This is a genomic window from Paraburkholderia sp. SECH4, from assembly GCF_030511745.1.
Taxonomy (GTDB): Bacteria; Pseudomonadota; Gammaproteobacteria; order Burkholderiales; family Burkholderiaceae; genus Paraburkholderia; species Paraburkholderia madseniana.
This window is the reverse complement of record NZ_JALOCP010000013.1, coordinates 1-19,678: the sequence shown is the minus strand read 5'-3', so window position 1 is coordinate 19,678 and position 19,678 is coordinate 1. Positions and strand designations below refer to the sequence as shown.

General features: G+C 56.9%; 15 protein-coding genes, 1 tRNA gene and 1 pseudogene. 11 read left to right on the top strand and 6 right to left on the bottom strand.

The window, feature by feature from the left end; genetic code table 11:
- Positions 1 to 13: 13 nt before the first annotated feature.
- Together M0D67_RS18875 and M0D67_RS18870 are read right to left on the bottom strand one after the other, a co-directional pair.
- Positions 14 to 259 carry a hypothetical protein gene (locus M0D67_RS18875; protein WP_266239376.1) on the bottom strand — a complete coding sequence of 82 codons (246 nt, stop codon included), beginning with the start codon at positions 257 to 259 and terminating at the stop codon, positions 14 to 16.
- A gap of 20 nt (positions 260 to 279) precedes the next feature.
- Complete coding sequence (locus tag M0D67_RS18870; RefSeq protein ID WP_266239375.1) at positions 280 to 642, bottom strand: hypothetical protein; 363 nt, start codon at positions 640 to 642, stop codon at positions 280 to 282.
- A 355-nt stretch (positions 643 to 997) separates the two neighbouring features.
- On the opposite strand from M0D67_RS18870, the gene M0D67_RS18865 reads away from it, so the two are divergent.
- Positions 998 to 1,072, top strand: a tRNA-Arg gene (locus M0D67_RS18865).
- Positions 1,073 to 1,365: 293 nt separating this feature from the next.
- Here M0D67_RS18865 and M0D67_RS18860 read toward each other — a convergent pair.
- Positions 1,366 to 2,235, bottom strand: a complete 870-nt coding sequence (locus M0D67_RS18860) for a LysR family transcriptional regulator (protein WP_266239374.1) — start codon at positions 2,233 to 2,235, stop codon at positions 1,366 to 1,368.
- Between the two features lie 93 nt (positions 2,236 to 2,328).
- On the opposite strand from M0D67_RS18860, the gene M0D67_RS18855 reads away from it, so the two are divergent.
- The 3 genes from M0D67_RS18855 (at position 2,329) to M0D67_RS18845 (ending at position 4,154) form a co-directional block, all read left to right on the top strand.
- Positions 2,329 to 3,114 carry an SDR family NAD(P)-dependent oxidoreductase gene (locus M0D67_RS18855; protein ID WP_154558971.1) on the top strand — a complete coding sequence of 262 codons (786 nt, stop codon included), beginning with the start codon at positions 2,329 to 2,331 and terminating at the stop codon, positions 3,112 to 3,114.
- 196 nt (positions 3,115 to 3,310) lie between these two features.
- A complete protein-coding gene (locus M0D67_RS18850; RefSeq protein WP_266239373.1) occupies positions 3,311 to 3,694 on the top strand; it encodes a VOC family protein in 384 nt (127 codons plus the stop codon).
- Between the two features lie 250 nt (positions 3,695 to 3,944).
- On the top strand, positions 3,945 to 4,154 hold the full coding sequence (locus M0D67_RS18845) for a hypothetical protein (RefSeq protein ID WP_154558969.1): 210 nt from the start codon (positions 3,945 to 3,947) through the stop codon (positions 4,152 to 4,154).
- 49 nt (positions 4,155 to 4,203) lie between these two features.
- Here the strand turns inward: M0D67_RS18845 and M0D67_RS18840 are convergent, their stop codons facing one another.
- From M0D67_RS18840 to M0D67_RS18830, 3 genes are all read right to left on the bottom strand, one after another.
- Positions 4,204 to 4,911 (bottom strand): glutathione binding-like protein, encoded by a 708-nt coding sequence (locus M0D67_RS18840; protein ID WP_266239372.1) that lies wholly within the window; start codon positions 4,909 to 4,911, stop codon positions 4,204 to 4,206.
- Between the two features lie 230 nt (positions 4,912 to 5,141).
- On the bottom strand, positions 5,142 to 5,363 hold the full coding sequence (locus M0D67_RS18835; protein WP_266239371.1) for a hypothetical protein: 222 nt from the start codon (positions 5,361 to 5,363) through the stop codon (positions 5,142 to 5,144).
- 227 nt (positions 5,364 to 5,590) lie between these two features.
- Positions 5,591 to 5,782 carry a CsbD family protein gene (locus tag M0D67_RS18830; protein ID WP_154558966.1) on the bottom strand — a complete coding sequence of 64 codons (192 nt, stop codon included), beginning with the start codon at positions 5,780 to 5,782 and terminating at the stop codon, positions 5,591 to 5,593.
- A gap of 177 nt (positions 5,783 to 5,959) precedes the next feature.
- On the opposite strand from M0D67_RS18830, the gene M0D67_RS18825 reads away from it, so the two are divergent.
- The 7 genes and pseudogenes from M0D67_RS18825 to M0D67_RS18795 all read left to right on the top strand — a co-directional run bounded on the left by M0D67_RS18825 (position 5,960) and on the right by M0D67_RS18795 (position 19,556).
- On the top strand, positions 5,960 to 6,283 hold the full coding sequence (locus tag M0D67_RS18825) for a hypothetical protein (RefSeq protein WP_266239370.1): 324 nt from the start codon (positions 5,960 to 5,962) through the stop codon (positions 6,281 to 6,283).
- Between the two features lie 276 nt (positions 6,284 to 6,559).
- On the top strand, positions 6,560 to 7,738 hold the full coding sequence (gene dcm, locus M0D67_RS18820) for a DNA (cytosine-5-)-methyltransferase (protein WP_302273498.1): 1,179 nt from the start codon (positions 6,560 to 6,562) through the stop codon (positions 7,736 to 7,738).
- Positions 7,739 to 8,021: 283 nt separating this feature from the next.
- Positions 8,022 to 9,288 (top strand): annotated as a pseudogene (gene dcm, locus M0D67_RS18815) (DNA (cytosine-5-)-methyltransferase).
- A 568-nt stretch (positions 9,289 to 9,856) separates the two neighbouring features.
- The gene (locus M0D67_RS18810; RefSeq protein WP_266239369.1) at positions 9,857 to 10,717 is read left to right on the top strand and encodes an HNH endonuclease; all 861 of its coding nucleotides are present in this window, start codon (positions 9,857 to 9,859) and stop codon (positions 10,715 to 10,717) included.
- Between the two features lie 340 nt (positions 10,718 to 11,057).
- Entirely contained in the window at positions 11,058 to 13,922 is a 2,865-nt protein-coding gene (locus M0D67_RS18805; RefSeq protein WP_266239368.1) for a TrlF family AAA-like ATPase, read from the top strand.
- Positions 13,923 to 14,515: 593 nt separating this feature from the next.
- Positions 14,516 to 16,018, top strand: a complete 1,503-nt coding sequence (locus tag M0D67_RS18800; protein ID WP_266239367.1) for a lipopolysaccharide assembly protein LapB — start codon at positions 14,516 to 14,518, stop codon at positions 16,016 to 16,018.
- A gap of 1,072 nt (positions 16,019 to 17,090) precedes the next feature.
- Positions 17,091 to 19,556 carry a hypothetical protein gene (locus M0D67_RS18795; protein ID WP_266239366.1) on the top strand — a complete coding sequence of 822 codons (2,466 nt, stop codon included), beginning with the start codon at positions 17,091 to 17,093 and terminating at the stop codon, positions 19,554 to 19,556.
- Positions 19,557 to 19,678: the final 122 nt, after the last annotated feature.

Sequence of the window (19,678 nt, the reverse complement as noted above, 5' to 3'; positions counted from 1 at the left end):
GCGGGCTTCTTTTTCACTTCTTCAAACCCACGCACGCGACCACCAGCGCCTCAAGCTGACCCTCCCATTGCTTGCGCGGCAGATGATCCCGCCAGAGCCGGTCGACGGCCGAACCGTTTGGCGCGGCCAGCAATTCCGCATCGGACAGGAACACAGGCGTCGGCGGAACGGAATCGATGCACGGCACAGGCACCTGCACCTTCGCCTCAACGGTCTCCGTGTGGACGACAGCGGCACTTCGCAAGCTGATCCGAGACAAGATTGTCTCGTCGACGCTCGCTATTGACGAGATTCGCACGGACGGTGGCGATAAGGCGCTTGAGCGGCTTCAGATCCCTTGGCATCACAGGCCTGCTTGAAGTACTTGCTCGCGGTGCCCTTGTCGAACCGGAAAATGTAGTCGTTCCTGTGCGGCGGCGTCTTCGGATCTGCCTTGCGCTTTTCGGTGTATTCCGGCGGCACCGGGTAACGCGGTTGCCGCATGATGACTTCGAACGCGTCGCCGATCAGCGGAATCCACTCGTTGTTGCCGATCTTCTGCCGGGGATGCTTGCGATCGCGCATCAGCGCGAGGTAATGCGCGGGCTCTGCGATATTTCCTGACGAGCTCGCCGACCTTGACGGTGGCGGCGTCGACCGCATTCTGGCCGTTCTCGATCTCTACTTCTTTCTCCCGCGCCCGGGCTTCGGCGGCGCCTTTCGTTTTGAACGTTTTTGCTATACTCTGCCCTCGCTTGCGCACCTGGGCACCTGGGCACGCCAGCGACTGCCGACTGGCAGGATTGAAGCCATGTTTTACCCCGCTCGGAAACTGTAGCAGTGCCAGATCTCTTTTCAGCGCTACAGGGTCAATTTGTAGCAGAGGCTGCTATAAACTGGGGTTCACAGGCTGTCACGGCGCTTCATTTAGGAAGAAGCAGAAAGGCCGGAAACGCCCACGGGACAAGGCTCAAGCCAATAGCAGCAAGGCGCCAGTCGTCCCATTGAAAACATCTATCTCCCCGTAGTTCAATGGATAGAACAAGTGCCTCCTAAGCGCTAGATACAGGTTCGATTCCTGTCGGGGGGACCAATCAGCAACATCCAGACACCTCAAAAAGCCCTGCCCGGCATTGCCTGGTGGGACTTTTTTTTGCCACCTTCATTTCCCACGTCCGCAGAATACAGAACGGCCGAAGCCAAATCTCCCTCTGCCTTTCGCACCGACCGGACCCACCTGATCGTATCCGCGAAATTCTCCTCCGAGACGCGTTAGGGTGCTCGCCGGAATTGCAAGGATAGGACCTTCGTCGCAAGGACAAGCGCCTCTGTTGAAGCGGTAATTGCAAAGGTCCAACGATAAAAATTGGCCGTGCAACTACTGAGCTACCAATTTCGTGCTGCATCGAGAAGAAGTTGACGACCCACATCGACCCGGTCGACTCCGGCGCTCCCTTTACCGCGAGCTATGTAGAGGGATATTCGAGCCTTGGTTCTGGCATTTCGACCGATCAACTGACCCGTTTGCAGCATGTCGCTGCACAAGCACTCGGGAACGACTGACAGTCCGGTTCCTGCAGCGGCAGCGTCGAGCGCTGCCTGATAGTCCGGGACGGTGACCGAGGGGAGGTCCGGATTCCGCCCGAATGCCACGCGCCAGTAGTTGGCCAGCGCAGGTAGCGGACCTTGGACTTCGATGAGCGGCACCCCACCTGGCGCACCTGTCCGGAGCAATCGCTCGCGCCAGCGTGGCGCACAAACCAGTATTAAGGAGCCTTCGTACAGGAGATCGTATTCGACTGCCTTGTGAGGAATTCGTGCCGGTGTCACGGCAAGATCCAGTTCCCCGTCGACCAGAGCCTTCATCAGGACAGGGGGCGGTGCCGCGCGCAAGTCGAGACGGATTCCATACTGCGGCAGGGTCGCGAGGCCAGAGAAGATCAGTTTTGCGAAGCCGCTGGTTGATCCTGCATGAATGATGCCCTCCAGCGATGCATTCTTACTGCCTGCTGAATCTACGACTCTTTGCAACGCGTCCAGGTGGGATCCCACTTGGCGCTCCAGTTCGGTGGCAGCCGGTGTCGACGCCAGGCCGCGCGGCAGGCGCTCGAACAGCTTGCACTGCAGATGATTTTCCAGAACCTTGATGTGTCGCGACACAGCGGGTTGAGTCAGATGGAGTGCGTCGGCAGCTTTCGAAATCGAGTTGTGCCGGTAGACGCTGAGAAAGCTTCGAAGGTAAAGCAGTTGAGACATAAAAATATTTATGTATAGACCGAAAACACATGATTTGTTTTTAGTCTACATCCGCTTTAGAGTCCGATCAACGCTACCAGGAGGCATGCCACCATGGCCACACCACCGTCAGTCATCCCCACGTTTCCCGATCTTCAGGGAAAGGTTGCTGTCGTCACCGGCGGCTCACGTGGAATCGGAGCCGCAACGTGCCTGGCACTTGCGAAGAACGGCGTGAAAGTTGCCGTCAACGGTCGCGACGAAACGGCGATTCTGTCGACCGTGCACGCCGTGCGCGCCGCGGGAGGGAAAGCGATTGCTGCGCCCGCGAACTGTGCCCAACTGTCTTCGGTTGAGGAGATGCGGGTACGCGTCGACGCTGAACTTGGCGCACCTGATTTCGTCGTGGCATTCGCCGGCGGCGGCACCGGTCGGCCGGTGCCGTTTGAGCAGATCACAGAGCAAGACTGGCGCTCAAGTATTGACAACAATCTGACGTCTACATTTTTCACTTTGAAATGCTTCTTGCCCGCAATGATTGCGCGCGGTTCCGGATGCATTGTCAACATGGCGTCTGCAGGTGGCAGGATTGCCGCCGGCGCACCCGCCGGCTATGGCGCCGCCAAGGCCGGGGTCATCATGCTCACACGTCATCTGGCGCATGAGGTCGGCCGGCACGGCATCCGGGTCAACTGCGTTTCGCCATCGGCGGTCCTCACGGAGCGAACCCGGCAGGCCATCACGGACGAACACGAGCGACAGATGATCCCCGCTTTCCCGCTGGGTCGGCTGGGTGATCCAGAAGATGTCGTCGCTGCGACTCTTTTCCTACTGTCCATGGCCTCATCCTGGATCACCGGCGTGACCCTGGATGTAGCAGGCGGGCGCGTCATGTCGTGAATGATCACGCGGAGGACGGCCGGCGGCCTGGCGTCCACTCCGGAAGTTCGTCGAGGTACAGGTCCGGCCGTCACGCCGGTCGTAGTTGGATTTCACTTGAATGCTATCGGGCTTCGGCTATGTTGCATCCATAGCGAGACAAGAGTCCTTTCCTGGCCAGAACGGACATTCGGTCGCAACCAGTGAGGGTCGCAAAATGAGCGTACAGCTAAACCATACTATCGTCTGGTGCCGCGACAAGCGGAAATCGACACGGTTCCTCATGGACATCCTGCAGGTGCCGAGCCCTATCGAGTTTGGGCAGATGCTGGTCGTTCAGCTCGCAAATGACGTCTCGCTCGACTTCTTCGAAAGCGACAGCGAGATTTCCAGTCAGCACTACGCATTTCTGATCAGTGAAGAGGAATTCGACGAGGTCTTCTCTCGTATTCGTGACCGAGGTCTTCAGTACTGGGCAGACCCCGGCAAACGACGTGTCGGCGAAACCTATCAGCACAACGGTGGCCGGGGAGTGTATTTCGACGATCTTGACGGTCATTTGCTTGAAGTCATGACCCGCCCTTATCAAATTGGTGCCTAGCAGATCGGCGTTCGACTGGATGGCACCCGCACTTCGTGGCAGGTGTCGGCACTGGTGGGCCGAGCGCGCTCCACGTTGAATGGCTGATTTCTGGCCGCTCCGGGCAATATCGATGGTCCCTTGTGGGTCGACTTCAGCCGGTCGGTGACAACCGGACTCGCCTGATCGTACCCACGGAATCGATGCAACATATAAAAAAGCATCGAACTCCAACACCTAAAGTATTCCCAGCGGACGCCGAAAATCAGGCATGGAAAACGACGACCGCCTCCGCCCTGGCCACCCTCTATATGAAGAAGCGATGGCCCTCGAATTGACCGTGCGCACACTGCGCCACGCACAGGGCAAGAAGAATCCCGAAGACGTCCTCTATGCCTCACCCGAGTGGGACGTTGTCAGCGAGGAGTTCGTGCGCGACCTGTACCGAGCGATGGGTGGCAACCCGGCCGAGCTGCCTTGATCGACCTTGGGTCAGTGTAGTCATCGCAGCACAAACCGCTCTCACCCCATCACGCAGGCCGCTTCGGAATATCCAATCCCCTTGCCACCGCCGGACGCGCAACGAACGCCGCCAGCACCCGCTTCACATTCGAAAAGTCGTCAATCCCGACCAGATCCCCGGCTTCGTAGAACCCGATCAGATTACGCACCCACGGGAAAGTCGCGATATCGGCGATCGAGTACTTATCGCCCAGGATCCAGTCGCGCCCTTCGAGCTGCTGATCCAGCACCGCTAGCAGCCGCTTCGACTCGGCGATATAACGATCGCGCGGACGTTTGTCTTCGTATTCCTTGCCGGCGAACTTGTGGAAGAAACCCACCTGGCCAAACATCGGGCCGATGCCGCCCATCTGGAACATCACCCACTGGATCGCTTCATAACGGCCAGTGGCATCCTGCGGAATCAATTTGCCTGCCTTGTCCGCCAGGTAGATCAGAATCGCGCCGGATTCGAACAGCGGCAGCGGCTTGCCGTCGGGGCCGTTCGGATCGATGATCGCCGGAATCTTGTTGTTCGGATTCAACGACAGAAACGCCGCCGACATCTGGTCGTTCGTATCGAAGCGCACGAGGTGCGGTTCATAGGCCAGACCAGTCTCTTCGAGCATGATCGACACCTTCACGCCATTGGGCGTCGGCAGCGAATATAGCTGAATCCGGTCCGGATGCTCGGCAGGCCATTTCTTCGTGATCGGGAAGGTGGAGAGATCGGTCATGGTGATGGTGTAACCCTTGTGCGAGAGCTGCGGCTGAAAATGGGACCCGGGATTCAGCGATCGACCAGAAGACCGAAAGGAGAGACCCGAACACGCGACCGCCAAATATAAACCGACTCGGCACAACGCGTGCGTGAGCGCCTCAATGCATGTCGCCTCGAATCACTCCAACGCGAACATTGCCACGCGACGCTTTTCCCCACCGCCCAACCGCACGAAGGCACTCAGACTCACCACAAATCCTTGGTGGCCGTACCGGCGCGCAGGTCATACCCTTCGCGCCACAAGGCCGCGCCGACCGTCAACAACAGCGTCTTCTGCTCGCCATCATGTTGGTCCCACGTCGCTGCCAGCCAGGTGGCGAAACTCGCACAGGTGGTTTCGAGGTCGACGGGTGCTTTGCCCTCCAGGTACTGCCGCTCGAACATCGCAAGCACTTTTTCGGGTGTCATAAGCGCCTCCTCCGTGTTGGATGCGCCAAGTCTAAAGGCGGCGCACAGCGCGCGGAGCGTCCGCGGCGCCGAACCCGGGTTACTCCCAGGCGAAAACGGCGTCGCGCCTCGCGCCCGGCGGCCAAGCCCTGGCGTCCGACAGCCACAGCCCGGCACCCACCCACGCCTCATCAAAACAAAAAAGGCGCCGAAGCGCCTTTTCCCGTCAAACGACACCGCAAGCCGAATTACGGCGCGTTGCGCTTTGCATTGTCCTTGGCGTCTTCCTTAGCGTCGCCATAGGCCTTTTGCACCTTGCCGGCGCCTTGTTGAAGGTCGCCTTTAAGCTCCTTACCCGGGTTGTTGGTGGCCTTGCCGACGACTTCGTTAACCTTGCCCTTGATCTGCTCACCTACACCCTTTACCTGGTCCTTGTTCATGTTTGGCTCCGATATCTAGAATGCCGGCGCGTCATTACGCCAGTATTCCGATTCAGCAACGGGTGTGCCCGCGCCCGCCGCCAGCCCGTTTTGGTCGATGGAGCCAGCCGTGAAAAATATTTCAAAAAAGCCCTAAAGTCCGGCTGGGGCCGGCCGTAAAGGTGCCATGGAGGGGATATGGAACGCACACTCACTACGCTGACGGGGTCATCCCACGCGGCGCTGGTCGACCAGGATGTCGCGCATATTGGGCGCGTGATGCGGCCGTCTTTACAAGGCGATCTGGGTGGACCGATTCTGCCGGTTACCTACTGGCGCAAGCGTCTGTACCATTTGCTCGACACCGGCAATCTGTCCCACGCGCAACTGTGCGCGGTCGATAGCCTCCTGCTGCAATTGGACCAGTTCGAAACCGAACCCCCGCCAGTATGGATTGCGCCGGCCGCGGCAATCGCCGCCCCGTTCCAGCCGCTACAAGTCGCCGCCGGCCGTCGTATCTGATCTGACGCGCTGCAAGTCTTGATGGCCGGTCTTCCGCGCCGGCCAGCCCTACTCTTCCCCGTTAAAAAAAGGCCGCGAACCCTGTCGCGGCCTGAACACGTCGCAACGCGGGGATTTCGCGTCACGCTGTAAGCCTACACGTCCAACCGTGACATTCGCATTTAGGCAAAAAAGGTCTTTGCACTACCGGAAATTTTCTGCTCACACTTAGTGAAAATAGGAAAAAGGGACGACCTTAGGTCATAATGTCCGCAAAAATTCCCAGCAAGGACCTCCGTGACCCTCGCCGCACCGCTCGACCTGCTCAGACAGGCGCGCGCCCGCTTCACTCAACGCGAAATCGCCGCGCACGTCGGTAAGGACATCAAGACGGTACGTCGCTGGGAAAAAGGCGAAACACCGTGCCCGTCGATGCTCGAACCGGCCTTGCGCGATCTGCTGCACAGTAGCGGCCGGACAAAGGCCGGCGCGGGCACCGGCGACGCCCAATTCCGCTTCATCGATCTGTTTGCCGGCATCGGCGGCATTCGCATGGGTTTCGAGGCGCACGGCGGCGACTGTGTCTTCACGAGCGAGTGGAACGATTTCTCCAACAAGACCTATCGCGAGAACTACCCTGCCGGCGGCGACCACGCGCTGATCGGCGACATCGTCTCCTTTCCCGCCGAAGAAGTGCCGAGCCATGACGTGCTGCTCGGCGGCTTTCCGTGCCAGCCGTTCTCGATTGCCGGCGTCAGCAAGAAAAACGCGCTGGGCCGCCCGCACGGCTTCGAATGTACGACGCAGGGCACGCTGTTTTTCGACGTCGCGCGGATCATCGCGGCAAAGCGCCCCGCCGCATTCCTGCTGGAGAACGTGAAGAATCTGCTCTCGCACGACAAAGGCCGCACCTTCGACGTGATCCTGCAGACCCTGCGCGACGAGCTCGGTTACGAAGTGCACTACCGCGTGGTGGACGGTCAGCATTTCACGCCGCAGCATCGGGAGCGCATCATCATCGTCGGCTTTCGCGGCAAGACGTCGTTTTCCTGGGACGATCTGCGTTTGCCGGAAAGCGGGCCGCGCCTCGGCTCGATCTTGCATCGCACGGACGGCAGCGAACCCGTGCTGCCGTGGGACCACGATCGTTTCTTCGACCACGCGAGCAAACGCGTGCAACCGAAGTACACGCTCACCCCGAATCTCTGGACCTATCTGCAAAACTACGCGGCGAAGCATCGCGCGGCGGGCAATGGCTTCGGCTTCGGCATGGCTTATCCCGACAGCGTCACGCGCACACTCTCCGCGCGTTATCACAAGGACGGTAGCGCACCCACAAGCAATACCCGATGGACACGAACTTTTCGCTGGAAAATCAAGCCACTAAAAAATATCGCACGAGTCCATCAACCAATCGTGAAAATGGACTGCTCTGAGGAGCGAAGCTCAGCCGGTGGTGGAAGCATTGAGCCCTGAAAGGCACGCCAGAGCAAATCGCGGCAGGCCCATAGGACTGGCGCTCACGCTATATCCGCTACATCGCTGACCTCAGGCGCCCCGCAGCTACTGCAATACCTTAGGGGCGCCGTCCTCGATAACGGGCAATACCGATGCGCCCTCTTGGAGCGCAGCTTTCGTCGACACCGGGTGCGCGAACAGCGAGATGCCGCGACACGTCATGTCGCGCCCAATAAAACCTGGACATGAGGAAGGCGACCGGCCAAAATGTCCGCCAAAATACCCAGCGAGAACGAGCAACATGAGATCGGCCAATTCGCACGACCTGCTCACGCAGACGTTGCAGTTCTATAACCAAGGCGAAATCGCCGCCCACTGCGGGAAAAACGTCAGAACTATCCGTCGCTGGGAGGCTAATAGAAGTTGCCCAGTGATCGCCGAAGCAACCCTGCGCGAGATGCTCGAAGCCAAGACCCGCAAGGCGCCCATCGAGGGTGAACCCGAGTTCCGCCTGGTCGACCTCTTTGCCGGGATCGGAGGTATTCGCCGCGGCTTCGAAGCTCATGGTGGGCGGTGCGTCTTCACGAGCGAATGGAACAAGTTCTCGAAGAAGACCTATCAAGAAAATTATCGCGATTGCGACAACAGCCACCAGTTCATCGGCGACATCGTGTCCTTTGCCGTAGATACCGTTCCATCACACGACGTGCTGCTAGCAGGGTTTCCCTGTCAACCCTTCAGCATCGCAGGCGTGAGCAAGAAAAATTCGCTCGGCCGCCCGCACGGCTTTGAATGCACGACACAAGGCACACTCTTCTATGACGTTGCCCGAATTATCGCTGCGAAACGACCAGCTGCGTTCGTGCTTGAGAACGTAAAGAACCTGCTGTCGCATGATAAAGGTAACACCTTCAAGACGATCCTCGCCGTGCTGCGCCACGAACTCAAATACGAGGTACATCACAAGGTCATCGACGGCCAGCACTTTACGCCGCAACACCGTGAGCGAATCGTCATTGTCGGCTTCCGCCAGAAGACTGAATTTACGTTCGACGATCTGCACCTGCCAGCCAAAGGGCCACGCCTTGCGTCAATTCTGCACAAGGTCGACGGGACTGAGCCGATACTGGAGCATGACGACGATCGTTTCTTCGACCACGCGTCCCGCAAAGTGCAACCCAAGTACACCCTCACTCCGAATCTATGGGCGTACCCCCCCCCCCCCCCCCCCCCCCCCCCCCCCCCCCCCCCCCCCCCCCCCCCCCCCGCCTGACAGCGTGACGCGCACACTATCTGCAAGATATTTTAAAGATGGGAGTGAGATCTTAATTTCGCAAGGCACGGGCAAACGACCGCGCCGCTTAACGCCGCGAGAGTGCGCCCGACTGATGGGTTTTCCGGATGACTTCGTGATCCCTGTGAGTGATACTCAAGCGTATCGCCAGTTCGGCAATAGTGTGGTTGTTCCCGTCATGCAGGAAGTGGCACGCATCGTGACCCCGCACGTGAAAAAACTGCTCGCACGGGAGAGTGGCGCTTCGCGTCGAAGGTTATCCCTGGTTGCCTAGTGGTTGAGTTGTTTTCAGACTGACCCACAGCCGGACTATGTCCGGCATCCGGTGGCTAAATACGCGACTGAGTCGCCTGATTCAAAGCCTGAAAAAGACACCGGTCGGCAGACCAAGTGCATGACGGAACTGAACAATTTCGCGAGAGCTATACGCCTCACGATCGAGAGTCCCTTCGTGGCCGCACTTTACCTGTCGCGAACGGCGACGGTCGGCACTGGTCGTACATCAGAGCTGGTTTCCGGGCCCCCGCATTGCCTGCCGAACTTGAATGTGGCACGCTTCGATTCAATAAAAAACGGGGCATTTAGACCATGACATTCACTTTTGCCTGTCAAGTTAGCGACCTGAAGCATTTCCCTTGTTGTTCTATGCACCCATCGGACAGCAGTGTCAGTTACTGCCGGGGGGCATAGTGGCAAGTCCGCGTGCATGGTCACTACTCACAATCAACGGGATGCGGCAATACGGTGGAAACGCCGGATATGAGGACGACCCGTCAGCAGTCTACCGATACGACAGTAACGTCTCAAATTATCGGCAGGTGTCAGAGGGAGACGTGATTGTCTTGCGTTCTCGGATCAAGATTCTGGGTATCGCGAGAATTGAGAAGATCCTGACAGGTGAGGGTGAAAAGCAGCGGTTGCGCTGTCCGGTCTGCGGTATCAGCCAAATCAAGGAAAGGGTCACGATGCAGCCACGTTGGGCCTGCCGGGACCATCATGCGTTCGACGCGCCCAAGCGAGAAACGGTCAGCGTCAAGACGTTCGAGGCGCACTACGGCGGGACCTTTCGTCCGGCACCTCGCGCGTTAACGCTGCAGCAGTTGAATGACGCAGTCATGCGGCCGAGCGACCAGATGTCGATCAAAGAACTCGATCTCGCAAAGTTCGAGGAAGTACTATTGGACGATATCGGTTGCCACCGGCTTGTCGTTGAGTATGCGGATGCTATCGACCCCGACACTGCTGCGCAGATTGATACCGACGTTGAGATGCCGCGATCGATTATTGAGGCACGGCGACGGGTGCTGCGTGAAGTAAATCTCAGGCGTGGGCAGCCGCAATTCCGGAATCGGCTCATCTTGCGCTACGGAAACGCCTGCCAGATAAGCCGGTGTGCCTTTCCTGGCCTCGTGGAGGCGGCCCACATCGCTCCGTATGCTAGGACCGGCGAAAACGGTGTTCACAATGGACTCTTGTTGCGAAGCGATCTGCACACGCTGTTCGACCTGGGACTGCTGGCCATCAATCCCACCACGATGACTATTTCATTGCACCCCGCGCTGCTGGGGATGGGATACGGTTCTTTCGAGGGCGCGCCGCTGTTTACGAACGGCACCAGTGGACCGGACCACTCCGCACTCGCCGAGCGGTGGGAGTTCTTCAACAGTCGTCTCTCTCATGCCGAAGAAGAGGTTGCTGTGTAGGTAGCGTACCGCCCCGCGCGGTCAGCCGTAGTCGACCCTTTTTAGGCGTTCACGGTGCCGCAAAATGGACGTTCCGACGTTGATCTTGTTCCGGCCGAGGTATCGTTTCGCGTCAGCGTTCTCGGCATGCGCCACATGAAGTACAAAAGTTCGTACTGGACGTGCGAAGTGCCTTGGCTGTCATGTACCTACTCGACCAAACCCTCCGCTACTGAGAAGTGCATGACCACGGGCTTGCCACCAAATCCGATTGCGAGCAGTCAAATAGATCAGCGTGCGATATTATTCCGTGGGGACCTGCAGTACGGAAAGATGTTCAAGCGGAACGACGAGAAAATCAATGGACCAGTCTCGCTGGTGGAAATGTGATCTACAGGTTGCCACGCCGTCGTGGGAGTTCAAGCTTCCCGGCGGATCCGCATTCGATTTCAAAGACTTAACCCAGCGTGCGGCGTTCCTCGATCTCTATATGGGCAAGCTGAGGGACCGGGGCATTGAAGTCATTGCACTTGCCGACCACAACTCCAGCGAATGGATAGATGACGTTGTGGCTGCGGGCAAAAGACACTCGATAGTTGTATTCCCCGGCTGCGAAATAACCTCTCATACTGGCCTCGATGGAGTTCATCTCATAGTCATCGGGGATACCCACCGCACATCCCAAGATTTTGACCGTCTCATCCATGGTCAACTCGGATTTGACTCCCACGACCACTGCCCCTTTCGTGAACAAGGTGGCAAATGGCTGCCGGGCACGTCGAGGAAGTCTGTTATCCAGATTCTGGACGACCTACCGGACGGATACCTCGTCATCGCCCCGCACGCTCTCAGCGAAAACGGCATCGTATCTGGCAAGACGGTTCAGGGTGACATTCGATGGAAGTCTCTTCATCACCCCCGACTTTCAGCCGTCGACCCGGGTGACTGCTCCGTTACAGAAAAGGAGTCGTTTGGATCAAACTTTAGGGGACGAAGGCTGAGCAACTTTCCACGCCTCAAGTCAATTGCGTTTGTTTCCACTTCCGACGCTTACGACCTTGACAGTCTTGGCACGCGCTACTGCTGGATCCGAATGGGGGAACCATCCGTCGAAGCCCTGCGCCAGGCGTTTCTGGATCATGAGTCGCGCGTACTTTGTGACTGGTCGCCGAAACTTACGGAATTTCCTGAGGGAAATCCAAATCGCATACGACATGGCTGGCTCAAGGACGTCGAACTAGGAGGGACGCTGGGCAACTCCAAGGCGCCCCTTCGCTTACCTTTGCACCACGGCCTCAATGTCATCATCGGTGGCCGCGGTAGCGGTAAGTCCACCATCGTAGCGGCTATCAGACAACTCTTCTCGACTACCGAGAGTCTGCCAATTAGGCTGCGCGAGGACGCAAAGGCGTTCGTTGACACCGTCTTTCCAAGGGCAAAATTGCAGGCTCGATATGCGCTCCCTCAGTCTCAGGAGACAATGCAGGCCATCTGGGAAGCTGGAGATGGCAGCACAACAACAGTTCGATCTGAAATGCTTCGGACCGACTTCCCCGTCACCGTCATCAGCCAAAAAGAACTATTTGAACGGGCTTCAGGCGATAAAGAAGACCCATTCCTTCCTTCGCGCAGTTTGCTTGCCTTGCTTGATGAGCATATCGGACTCGGCGCCGCTGAAAGTGAAAAAGTCGGCAGTTGGCATCGTAGAACAGAGGATGCCCGCTCGGACTGGGCTCAAGCCACACGGGCGTTCCTGGAACTGGCAAAAGACGTCGGGCAGTTGAAGCAGCTAAGGGAACAAGTCACCACCGTTCAAACACAGGTCAACGCCTTTGCAGCACCCGAAGTCAAAGCTCGCCTGGCACGAATCGATGCTCGGCGGGCAGAAGCGCTCACGCTCCGCGAAATGGAAGGCAGGCTTACAAAGCTAGTCGATACGCTACGAGCCGCCGTCCCCGATATTGATCCCCTTGGGGAACCCGCCCTGACGCGGCCCGTAATTCCAAGCACGCTCGGCGACCTCGGCCCGGCCTTCTTGCATCTGTCCGACTCCTTGCAGGCTATTGAGGCTTCACTGCTTGACAGCGTTCGCAGCGCAATCGAAAGCGCAACGAACGCGAAAGCTGAATGGGATATTTCAAAGCCCGAATCCCTTTGGATGATAGACGTCGCAGCGGCCGAGAAAGACCTCCAAGCATACACGGACGAGCTTAAGGGAAAGGGACTGTCACCGGCCGAATTTGGGAAGCTCCAGGACAAACTTCGATCCACCAGAGAAATCATCAAGGCTCTTGAGGCCAAGGAAAAGCTCATTCCTGACGCAAAGCAGCGCGTTGCCAGCGCAACGGAGCAGCTCAAGTTACTTTTCGAGGAGCGCCGCAGGCGTCGATCCGCGGTTCTTGACGTGATACACGAGCGTAGCGGTCGACTGAAATTTTCCATTTCGCCATTTGCCGACACCACACGCTGGCAGGATACGATGCGGACGCTTTGCGGATTCCGTATCGACGCGTTTCACGCCGATGTGATTGAACTGGCAACCAAGCTATGGTCTTCTAACGATGCGACGCGCGATGAGCGCTGGACTCGGTGGCGTGGCGCTTTAGCTACGGGCGACTTTTCCAAGTGGCAGGAAGAATACAAGGGCCGGCAAGCGTTCATCCAGAAACTGGCATCGCTTGAGGAAACAATCAGACACCGACTCGCTACGGAGACTCCTGATGACGTTGTAACTATGTATTTTCTGCGTGACGACGGCAGACCTGACGTCGACACTGACTGGCAGCCGATCACTGAAGGTTCTCCCGGGCAGCGCACGGCGGCAATGCTGGCCTTCGTCCTCCACCACGGCAACGAACCCCTGGTCCTGGATCAACCCGAGGACGACCTCGACTCCGAGTGGATTTCGAAGCTGGTCGTACGAGAATTACGCGACAGCAGATGGCGCAGACAGCTCGTTGTTGTGTCTCACAACGCCAACATACCCGTACTCGGCGATGCTGACCAGATTCTCACACTCGAAAACCGGGGAGGTTCCCTGGCCCTACGTGAGTCAACGTTATCGTCCACTGGCGAACCCGTTCCCCATATCGGGCCGGTTGAATACAACTTCGTTCGAAACGATATTCAAAACATCATGGAAGGTGGCGTCACGGCATTCGTTCAGCGTGAACAGAAATATCACAGTGAAACGAATTCATTGAAGGCTGATAGTGGACGTAGCTAAGCGTTCCACGGCTCCCGAGTTTGCCTAGTTTCCATGTCAGACTCCAATTGGTTGATCGGAGTCTGATATTGTGCTCATCGAGGAAGGCCGCTTTCCGTCAGTGCGCAGGTCGGACGCGTGCAGTCAGCCATCTCCTGCCGTTCATGTGGATTCTTAGGCTGACACTCGAGTGTCGGTTCCACTCAGCGACCGGACCCCCGACCTTGCAACGTGGCTATTCCGTCACATAGAAGTCTGCCAGACATACTCTGCCTAGCCTGTCGGTCTCCAAGTCATGCCATTAACCGCTTATATAGTTCGCGTTGGCTATAAGCCAGCAATCCAAGCCCTTCTAGTGAGCTACTATAGTCATGCCATGGATTATCCTAGTTTCAACTGTTGTCGGTATTGAATGATTGCTTTATGGTGGCTCAGCATGGCGTGGTGCGTGCCGGAGTACGAGGCGAACTTACAAGCACATTAAAAACTGTCGCTCGACAGGACTACATTCGAGCTATACCGCGCCACGAACAGCAGTTAATTTACCTCCCGTTACCGAGCATGCGAAAGCACAGTTGATGCGAACTTAACGGTGCACAACACGAGGCATTGAGATGAATGGGCCTTTGGAACGCTGGAGGAAAGGTGAACTCGATCTAGTTCTGGCATCGCTGCAGCTCAGTTGTTTTGCTGCTGCCTTCACATTACTCATTATCTTCGCGCTGATATATCGCTACTCGACAGACGCAGCACTCACGCCGCTTTGGGATTTTTTGTCTTCCTTAAAAATTGCCATCCCACCAGTTATCGTGCTGGGGCTATCTTATTTATATGCATTTCTAACCGGTGACTCTGTCTCCGATGCGCCAAAAAATATGTGGGCTTTGCTTCGCGATCATACGCTACAGGAAAAGCGGACAATGATCATATTTTTGATTCTTGCACTCTTATCGTCTTTGGCTGCAACATGGATGCTTTGCACCAATAGCCCTCCCAGTTACGTTAAACTAGTCGCCACGCTACTAGGCGGGGAAAATGATGATCAGCAAATTATTATTGACTCAATCAAGAATTTAAAGGACAAAAATCCGACGTTTGCAGAGCAGCTCGAGATAGTAAGGCGAGTTTTCGACGAACGGCGCCAGTGGAATCACGAAAATAAACAGGTTAATTCGACGCTTCCACGCATTTTTATAAGGTCGCTAGAGGCAAATATTGATGATGATACGTGGCTGAACCATCCTCTACGTCTGCATGCAGACGCGGAGGCGCACTCAATGCTAGCCCAGGCTTTGTCTGTGGAGCATGATAAGGCAGCCTTAGATTTGGCCAAGCAAAATAGAGACGCTGCGATCCGTCTGTATAGCGAGGTAATAAATAATAAAAGCATATGGACCACGCCGCTCCTTCGTCGTAGTGCTGAACAAAACATTGGAAATGTGTATCTCTATGCGGGTGATTATGATAAAGCAATTTACGCGTATAGCAAATTGTCAGAAAAATCAAGAAGCATAGCCACGGACGGCAATAAGGTTGCCGCACTAGCCAATGCAGGACGCACCGCCGAAGCAGCTCGCTTTGGCGATAAGGCGATCAATGAAAGCAAAGGCAGCCCTGAGTTACTGACCGAGCTTCGGAGTTACGTTTCATTAGTGACAAACACGGGATTTGCGAAGCTGATTCTTCAGGACGGCCTAGGCGCTCGCAACCTGATGCAGGAGGCATTTGACCTGCTACCCGACGCGCTAGCAAGGCAAAATTTGGCGCTTGCATTGAATATGGCTAACGAACCAGAGGCCGCAGTGGATCTACTCGCGGAAGACTCTGACGCGCCGATCGTGACTTCCGATAGCGAATTTGATGTGGTGGCAAAGCGCGGGGGAGGAAACTGCACATACCTAATACGAGCTACGGCGTTATCACATTTGAAAAGAGACCGCGCCGAAATTGCAGCGAATCTGGCCGCATATGCCCGCCAAGCGCAGCCTAAAGATTTGCTGGTCGAAAATTATGGTGATTGGCAACAACTCGGTTTGAAAACTCTGAAGGCTGAGGTCCGTCCGTGTGGTGGGCTCATACTTTTACAAAACGTTAGGGACACTCTGGGGGAGAAATAGAAAATATTTCGAGTTAACAACAGATGGCAAAATCTTTGTTAATCGACGACAGGCATTCAAATTCTTCGACTCGCTTGCGTCAGTAAGCGCGAGTTTGCCAGCGTCGTCGGTCCCGTCTTGCGCGGAGCGACGCCCCCAGAGGGCGGGCGTAGACGAGTTCGTGCGGTCCGTCCCCTAACCGCAATGCCAACGCGTTCTTGCGGACGTTCGCGATCTGTTCCGGAGCGGCATTAGTGAACGTTTGCTATTGAGATACGCAGATCGCCGTTTTTGAGCGCGAGTCTGTACGTAACAGCACACAAATCTCCAAATTCTGTTCTTTGATTGTTCATAAGAGAACCTAGACTGGCTTCATCTAGTCTCGTGAATCATTGAGGCTCGGAAAAGCAATCAGCGCATTCAGGTTTGTTAGCGGCTCGCAGTCTATTGGTGTCCTATTTTGCTTGTCGTGAATGTCGAGGCTCAACAACAGTCGCCCCGCGACCGTGTTCGTCGCCACCTCTGCGGCGCGCATATATAGTAGGTCGCAACAGTACACCTTGTACTTCGGAAGAACGCCATGGACGTTGTTCAGCCGTCGGTCAAACTAGGCCCTTCATCGCGTCTATCGTGTTTATGTACTAGTAGCTGACCGGGACGCTTTGCGCTAGGGGTTCAACCACTTGCTCCCTCAACAACGTCCGGTTTTAGAGATAGAAGCAGCTCAACGGGATGTACAAAAACCCTCAATCGCGCGTGATGTAAGCACGCCTTGCACGAGGATTCGAGATGCTGACCAGCCTATTCGCCGTCGAAGAACGTGAAGCAAAGTCGTCCGGGATTGGCGATCCGTTGGATTCCCTGAACGGGCATGTGGACTTCGAGGCTGTGGCGATACTGTTGAGCGATCAGTGTCCGTTGCTAGTTCTTCAAACACGATTGACAACTTCCGTAGCGCCAAGGTTTATGTACATCAACAAATAGGGGATAGGTACGATGGCCGGCCGCCAAAGTGGCGGTGCGCGCGGCTTCCATCCTTCTCCAGTTAAAGCGTCTCGTTCTAGCGGAATTGTGTTGGTCAAGGAGGTGGAGCATGCCGAGCGCCTATCGAGGTGATTTTATTCACGCCGCCAGCCACGGGTTGCACAATGGTGGCCACAACTTGTTGGCGACCGTCGCCGCAGCGCTTCAACGTCTGGCACCGCTAGGCTGGTCAGAGCTGCTCGCTTATCACGGCCTGAATGTCTGCGCAGCGGATCTCGCCGGTGAGCTCACGAAGCGGCTCCCAGATATCGATCGCAGCGTACCCGGGTTTGAGGACTTCTCCCTTGAGGGCGTACAAGCGATAGAACCTGGCTGGCCAGCTCGAAGCCTCCTCTACCACGCCTTTGCTTCGCCCTCGGTCACCAAACGGAACAAGGCTGGCGAACCACTACATGGCTATCCAGCGCTGGCTGAGATCGAAGCAGTCGAAAACTATGTGTACGCATTGGATCCGCCATCGATCGAAGACCTTCGCGTGCGTGCCGGCGAAGCCCGTCTTGCTATCGTTGTCTTTGCATTGGAATATCGGAATGCCGTCGGCACCGTTCATCAACGACATGCCGACCTAGTGTTCTCGCGAACAGGGGTAGCTAGAGTAGGCACGTCCCCAGCAAAGTATCTTGATTCGGCACGGGGATTCTTGCCCTTTGTCGATGGGGACGGTACGCAGATTCGCACGCTTCCCTGTCGCTATGCCGCATTCATCGCCGCACTGGTACCCGGTTCCAAAGATACATACGGACCGTTGCGATTTCTTTCGCCGACCGAAAATCAACCAACTACGCCCGCCAACGCCCAGTTTGATGGCGGCCTTGCGGTGAGCTTTTCCGTGCTGCTCGGCAGTGACCCCGGTGATGAAAACCGGATGTTCTGGATTCCGCTGCATAAGCTCTACTCTGGAGATAGCTGCATACGCGCCCGCGATATCGAGGTAAGGCTTTCTGCGTCGCACACCAACGAGAAGATCCGCCGTGCACATCTGCGGTTCCTGTCTGGCGGACACAATGGTGGTTGGATGGAGCCATCGCTCAGCATGCCCCCGTTCGTCTTCCATGACGGCATCGCGGAGTTTTCCACCTCGGCCGACGACGGCGGTTGGCTGCTGTGCCCGGTCCCTCACGACCTTCTCGCCGAGCCGGCCGAGTTCGACGGCAAACAACTGACATACATAGTCCCGCCTGCCGCCGACGGCAATGGACTTTGGGGCGTCTATCAGTCCAGCCTCAACCTGATTGAACGTCCCAATGGGGCACGGACAGCACCGGAGTATCTACATGCGCGCCACAAGATTGACGACAACGGAGAGTTCGTCGACCTCAACAAGTCACCCGACCTCATCAAATTGATCCAGCAAGGGGGTTACAGGGCTCGCCATTACGTTGACTATACCGGCGACGGGTGGATTGACGTCGAGTGCAGCCAGATCGCGCTAGACCTCCCGAATCGCCTGCCTGCCTACTCGCTCGTGGCCACACCCCACTTCTTCCCTTTTGTCGATCAGACGGCCTTGATGCAGTGGACTGCCCAATGTGTCCTCCCCTCAGTCCTCCACCTGCTGTGGGATTCTTCTGGTTCTGGCCTGCCCCAAGCTTTGTCGGATCAACGGATCGCCGCGAATCTGCAGCTGTCCGGCGCGGGGTTTGATCCTCACGACGACACGATGACCGCTATTGTTGGCGCATTTGGATCCGGCAAGGCGTGCGCGACCAGGATCGTCTCTGCCGACCTGCGGACTGCGTCCATGCTCCCTGACTCCGCCGCTGGGGTATTTGCTCCTGGCTGGGACATTTCGTTTGATCGCAGTTCGGAAGCGTCTTCGGACGACACCGGCTCCCTTATCGAGCCGGGCGTGAGCTTCCTCGCGAACTACGGTCTTGGTTCACCCTTCATGGAGGACAGCAAGCTGTGCGCCGCTCTCAGCGCGTTTTGGCCCGCCGCGGCGCCAGATATCACGCGTACTTTTTCCCCCGGGCGGAACTACGTGACATCTACCCCACTGACCGACGAGGTCATAGGGCTTGGAACCGCACCACCCTGGGACGGCGTAAAAGGCCCCACTCTCCATAAAGCCGACAAGTTTGTCGACTACATGGCACTGGCTTACGGGGACTACGTGGAGACAGCCCTGAATCGGGGCTTCGATATCTCGGTTATCGGCCAGACGACCATGGAGGACTACGTCGCCAGAACGCTCACCATGGCCATGGTCTACAGTGCCCTAGGCGTCACGAAGCACGAGGAAAAACTGATCTGGTCCGTTCTCTCCTTCCAGTTAGCCGACATTACTGATAGCGATCTCTTAGAGGCGCTTAAGGCCACCGGGCGAAGGATGGATCCACGATATACCTATCGGTATGTGATGATCGACCATGCTGACCGGGGGGCGACTGACCCCGAGGACTTCAAGAAGGTTCGCGTCAAGTTTGGTTCCTTGCACCTGATGTTCGCCGACCCGATCCTGGTACTCGCCCGGGACGACTCCGGTACTTGGACTGCCCATGATTTCCGCCACTGACGTCGTGATAGTTGGAGGTGGGCCGGCAGGCACGTCTGCCGCCATCTGGGCTGCGCTGTCCGGCAGATGTTAGCGGCGGTGTAAAAGCGTCATTAGATGGCGGCGCAAAGTTGAGTAGAAGC

Excerpts from the sequence above, each read along its gene's own strand:
- M0D67_RS18845 (WP_154558969.1), top strand. The coding sequence starts at position 3,945 with ATGGAAAACGACGACCGCCTCCGCCCTGGCCACCCTCTATATGAAGAA.
- M0D67_RS18840 (WP_266239372.1), bottom strand. The coding sequence starts at position 4,911 with ATGACCGATCTCTCCACCTTCCCGATCACGAAGAAATGGCCTGCCGAG.
- M0D67_RS18825 (WP_266239370.1), top strand. The coding sequence starts at position 5,960 with ATGGAACGCACACTCACTACGCTGACGGGGTCATCCCACGCGGCGCTG.
- M0D67_RS18835 (WP_266239371.1), bottom strand. The coding sequence starts at position 5,363 with ATGACACCCGAAAAAGTGCTTGCGATGTTCGAGCGGCAGTACCTGGAG.
- M0D67_RS18800 (WP_266239367.1), top strand. The coding sequence starts at position 14,516 with ATGAATGGGCCTTTGGAACGCTGGAGGAAAGGTGAACTCGATCTAGTT.
- M0D67_RS18860 (WP_266239374.1), bottom strand. The coding sequence starts at position 2,235 with ATGTCTCAACTGCTTTACCTTCGAAGCTTTCTCAGCGTCTACCGGCAC.
- M0D67_RS18830 (WP_154558966.1), bottom strand. The coding sequence starts at position 5,782 with ATGAACAAGGACCAGGTAAAGGGTGTAGGTGAGCAGATCAAGGGCAAG.
- M0D67_RS18870 (WP_266239375.1), bottom strand. The coding sequence starts at position 642 with ATGCGGTCGACGCCGCCACCGTCAAGGTCGGCGAGCTCGTCAGGAAAT.
- M0D67_RS18795 (WP_266239366.1), top strand. The coding sequence starts at position 17,091 with ATGCCGAGCGCCTATCGAGGTGATTTTATTCACGCCGCCAGCCACGGG.
- M0D67_RS18855 (WP_154558971.1), top strand. The coding sequence starts at position 2,329 with ATGGCCACACCACCGTCAGTCATCCCCACGTTTCCCGATCTTCAGGGA.
- M0D67_RS18805 (WP_266239368.1), top strand. The coding sequence starts at position 11,058 with ATGGACCAGTCTCGCTGGTGGAAATGTGATCTACAGGTTGCCACGCCG.
- M0D67_RS18850 (WP_266239373.1), top strand. The coding sequence starts at position 3,311 with ATGAGCGTACAGCTAAACCATACTATCGTCTGGTGCCGCGACAAGCGG.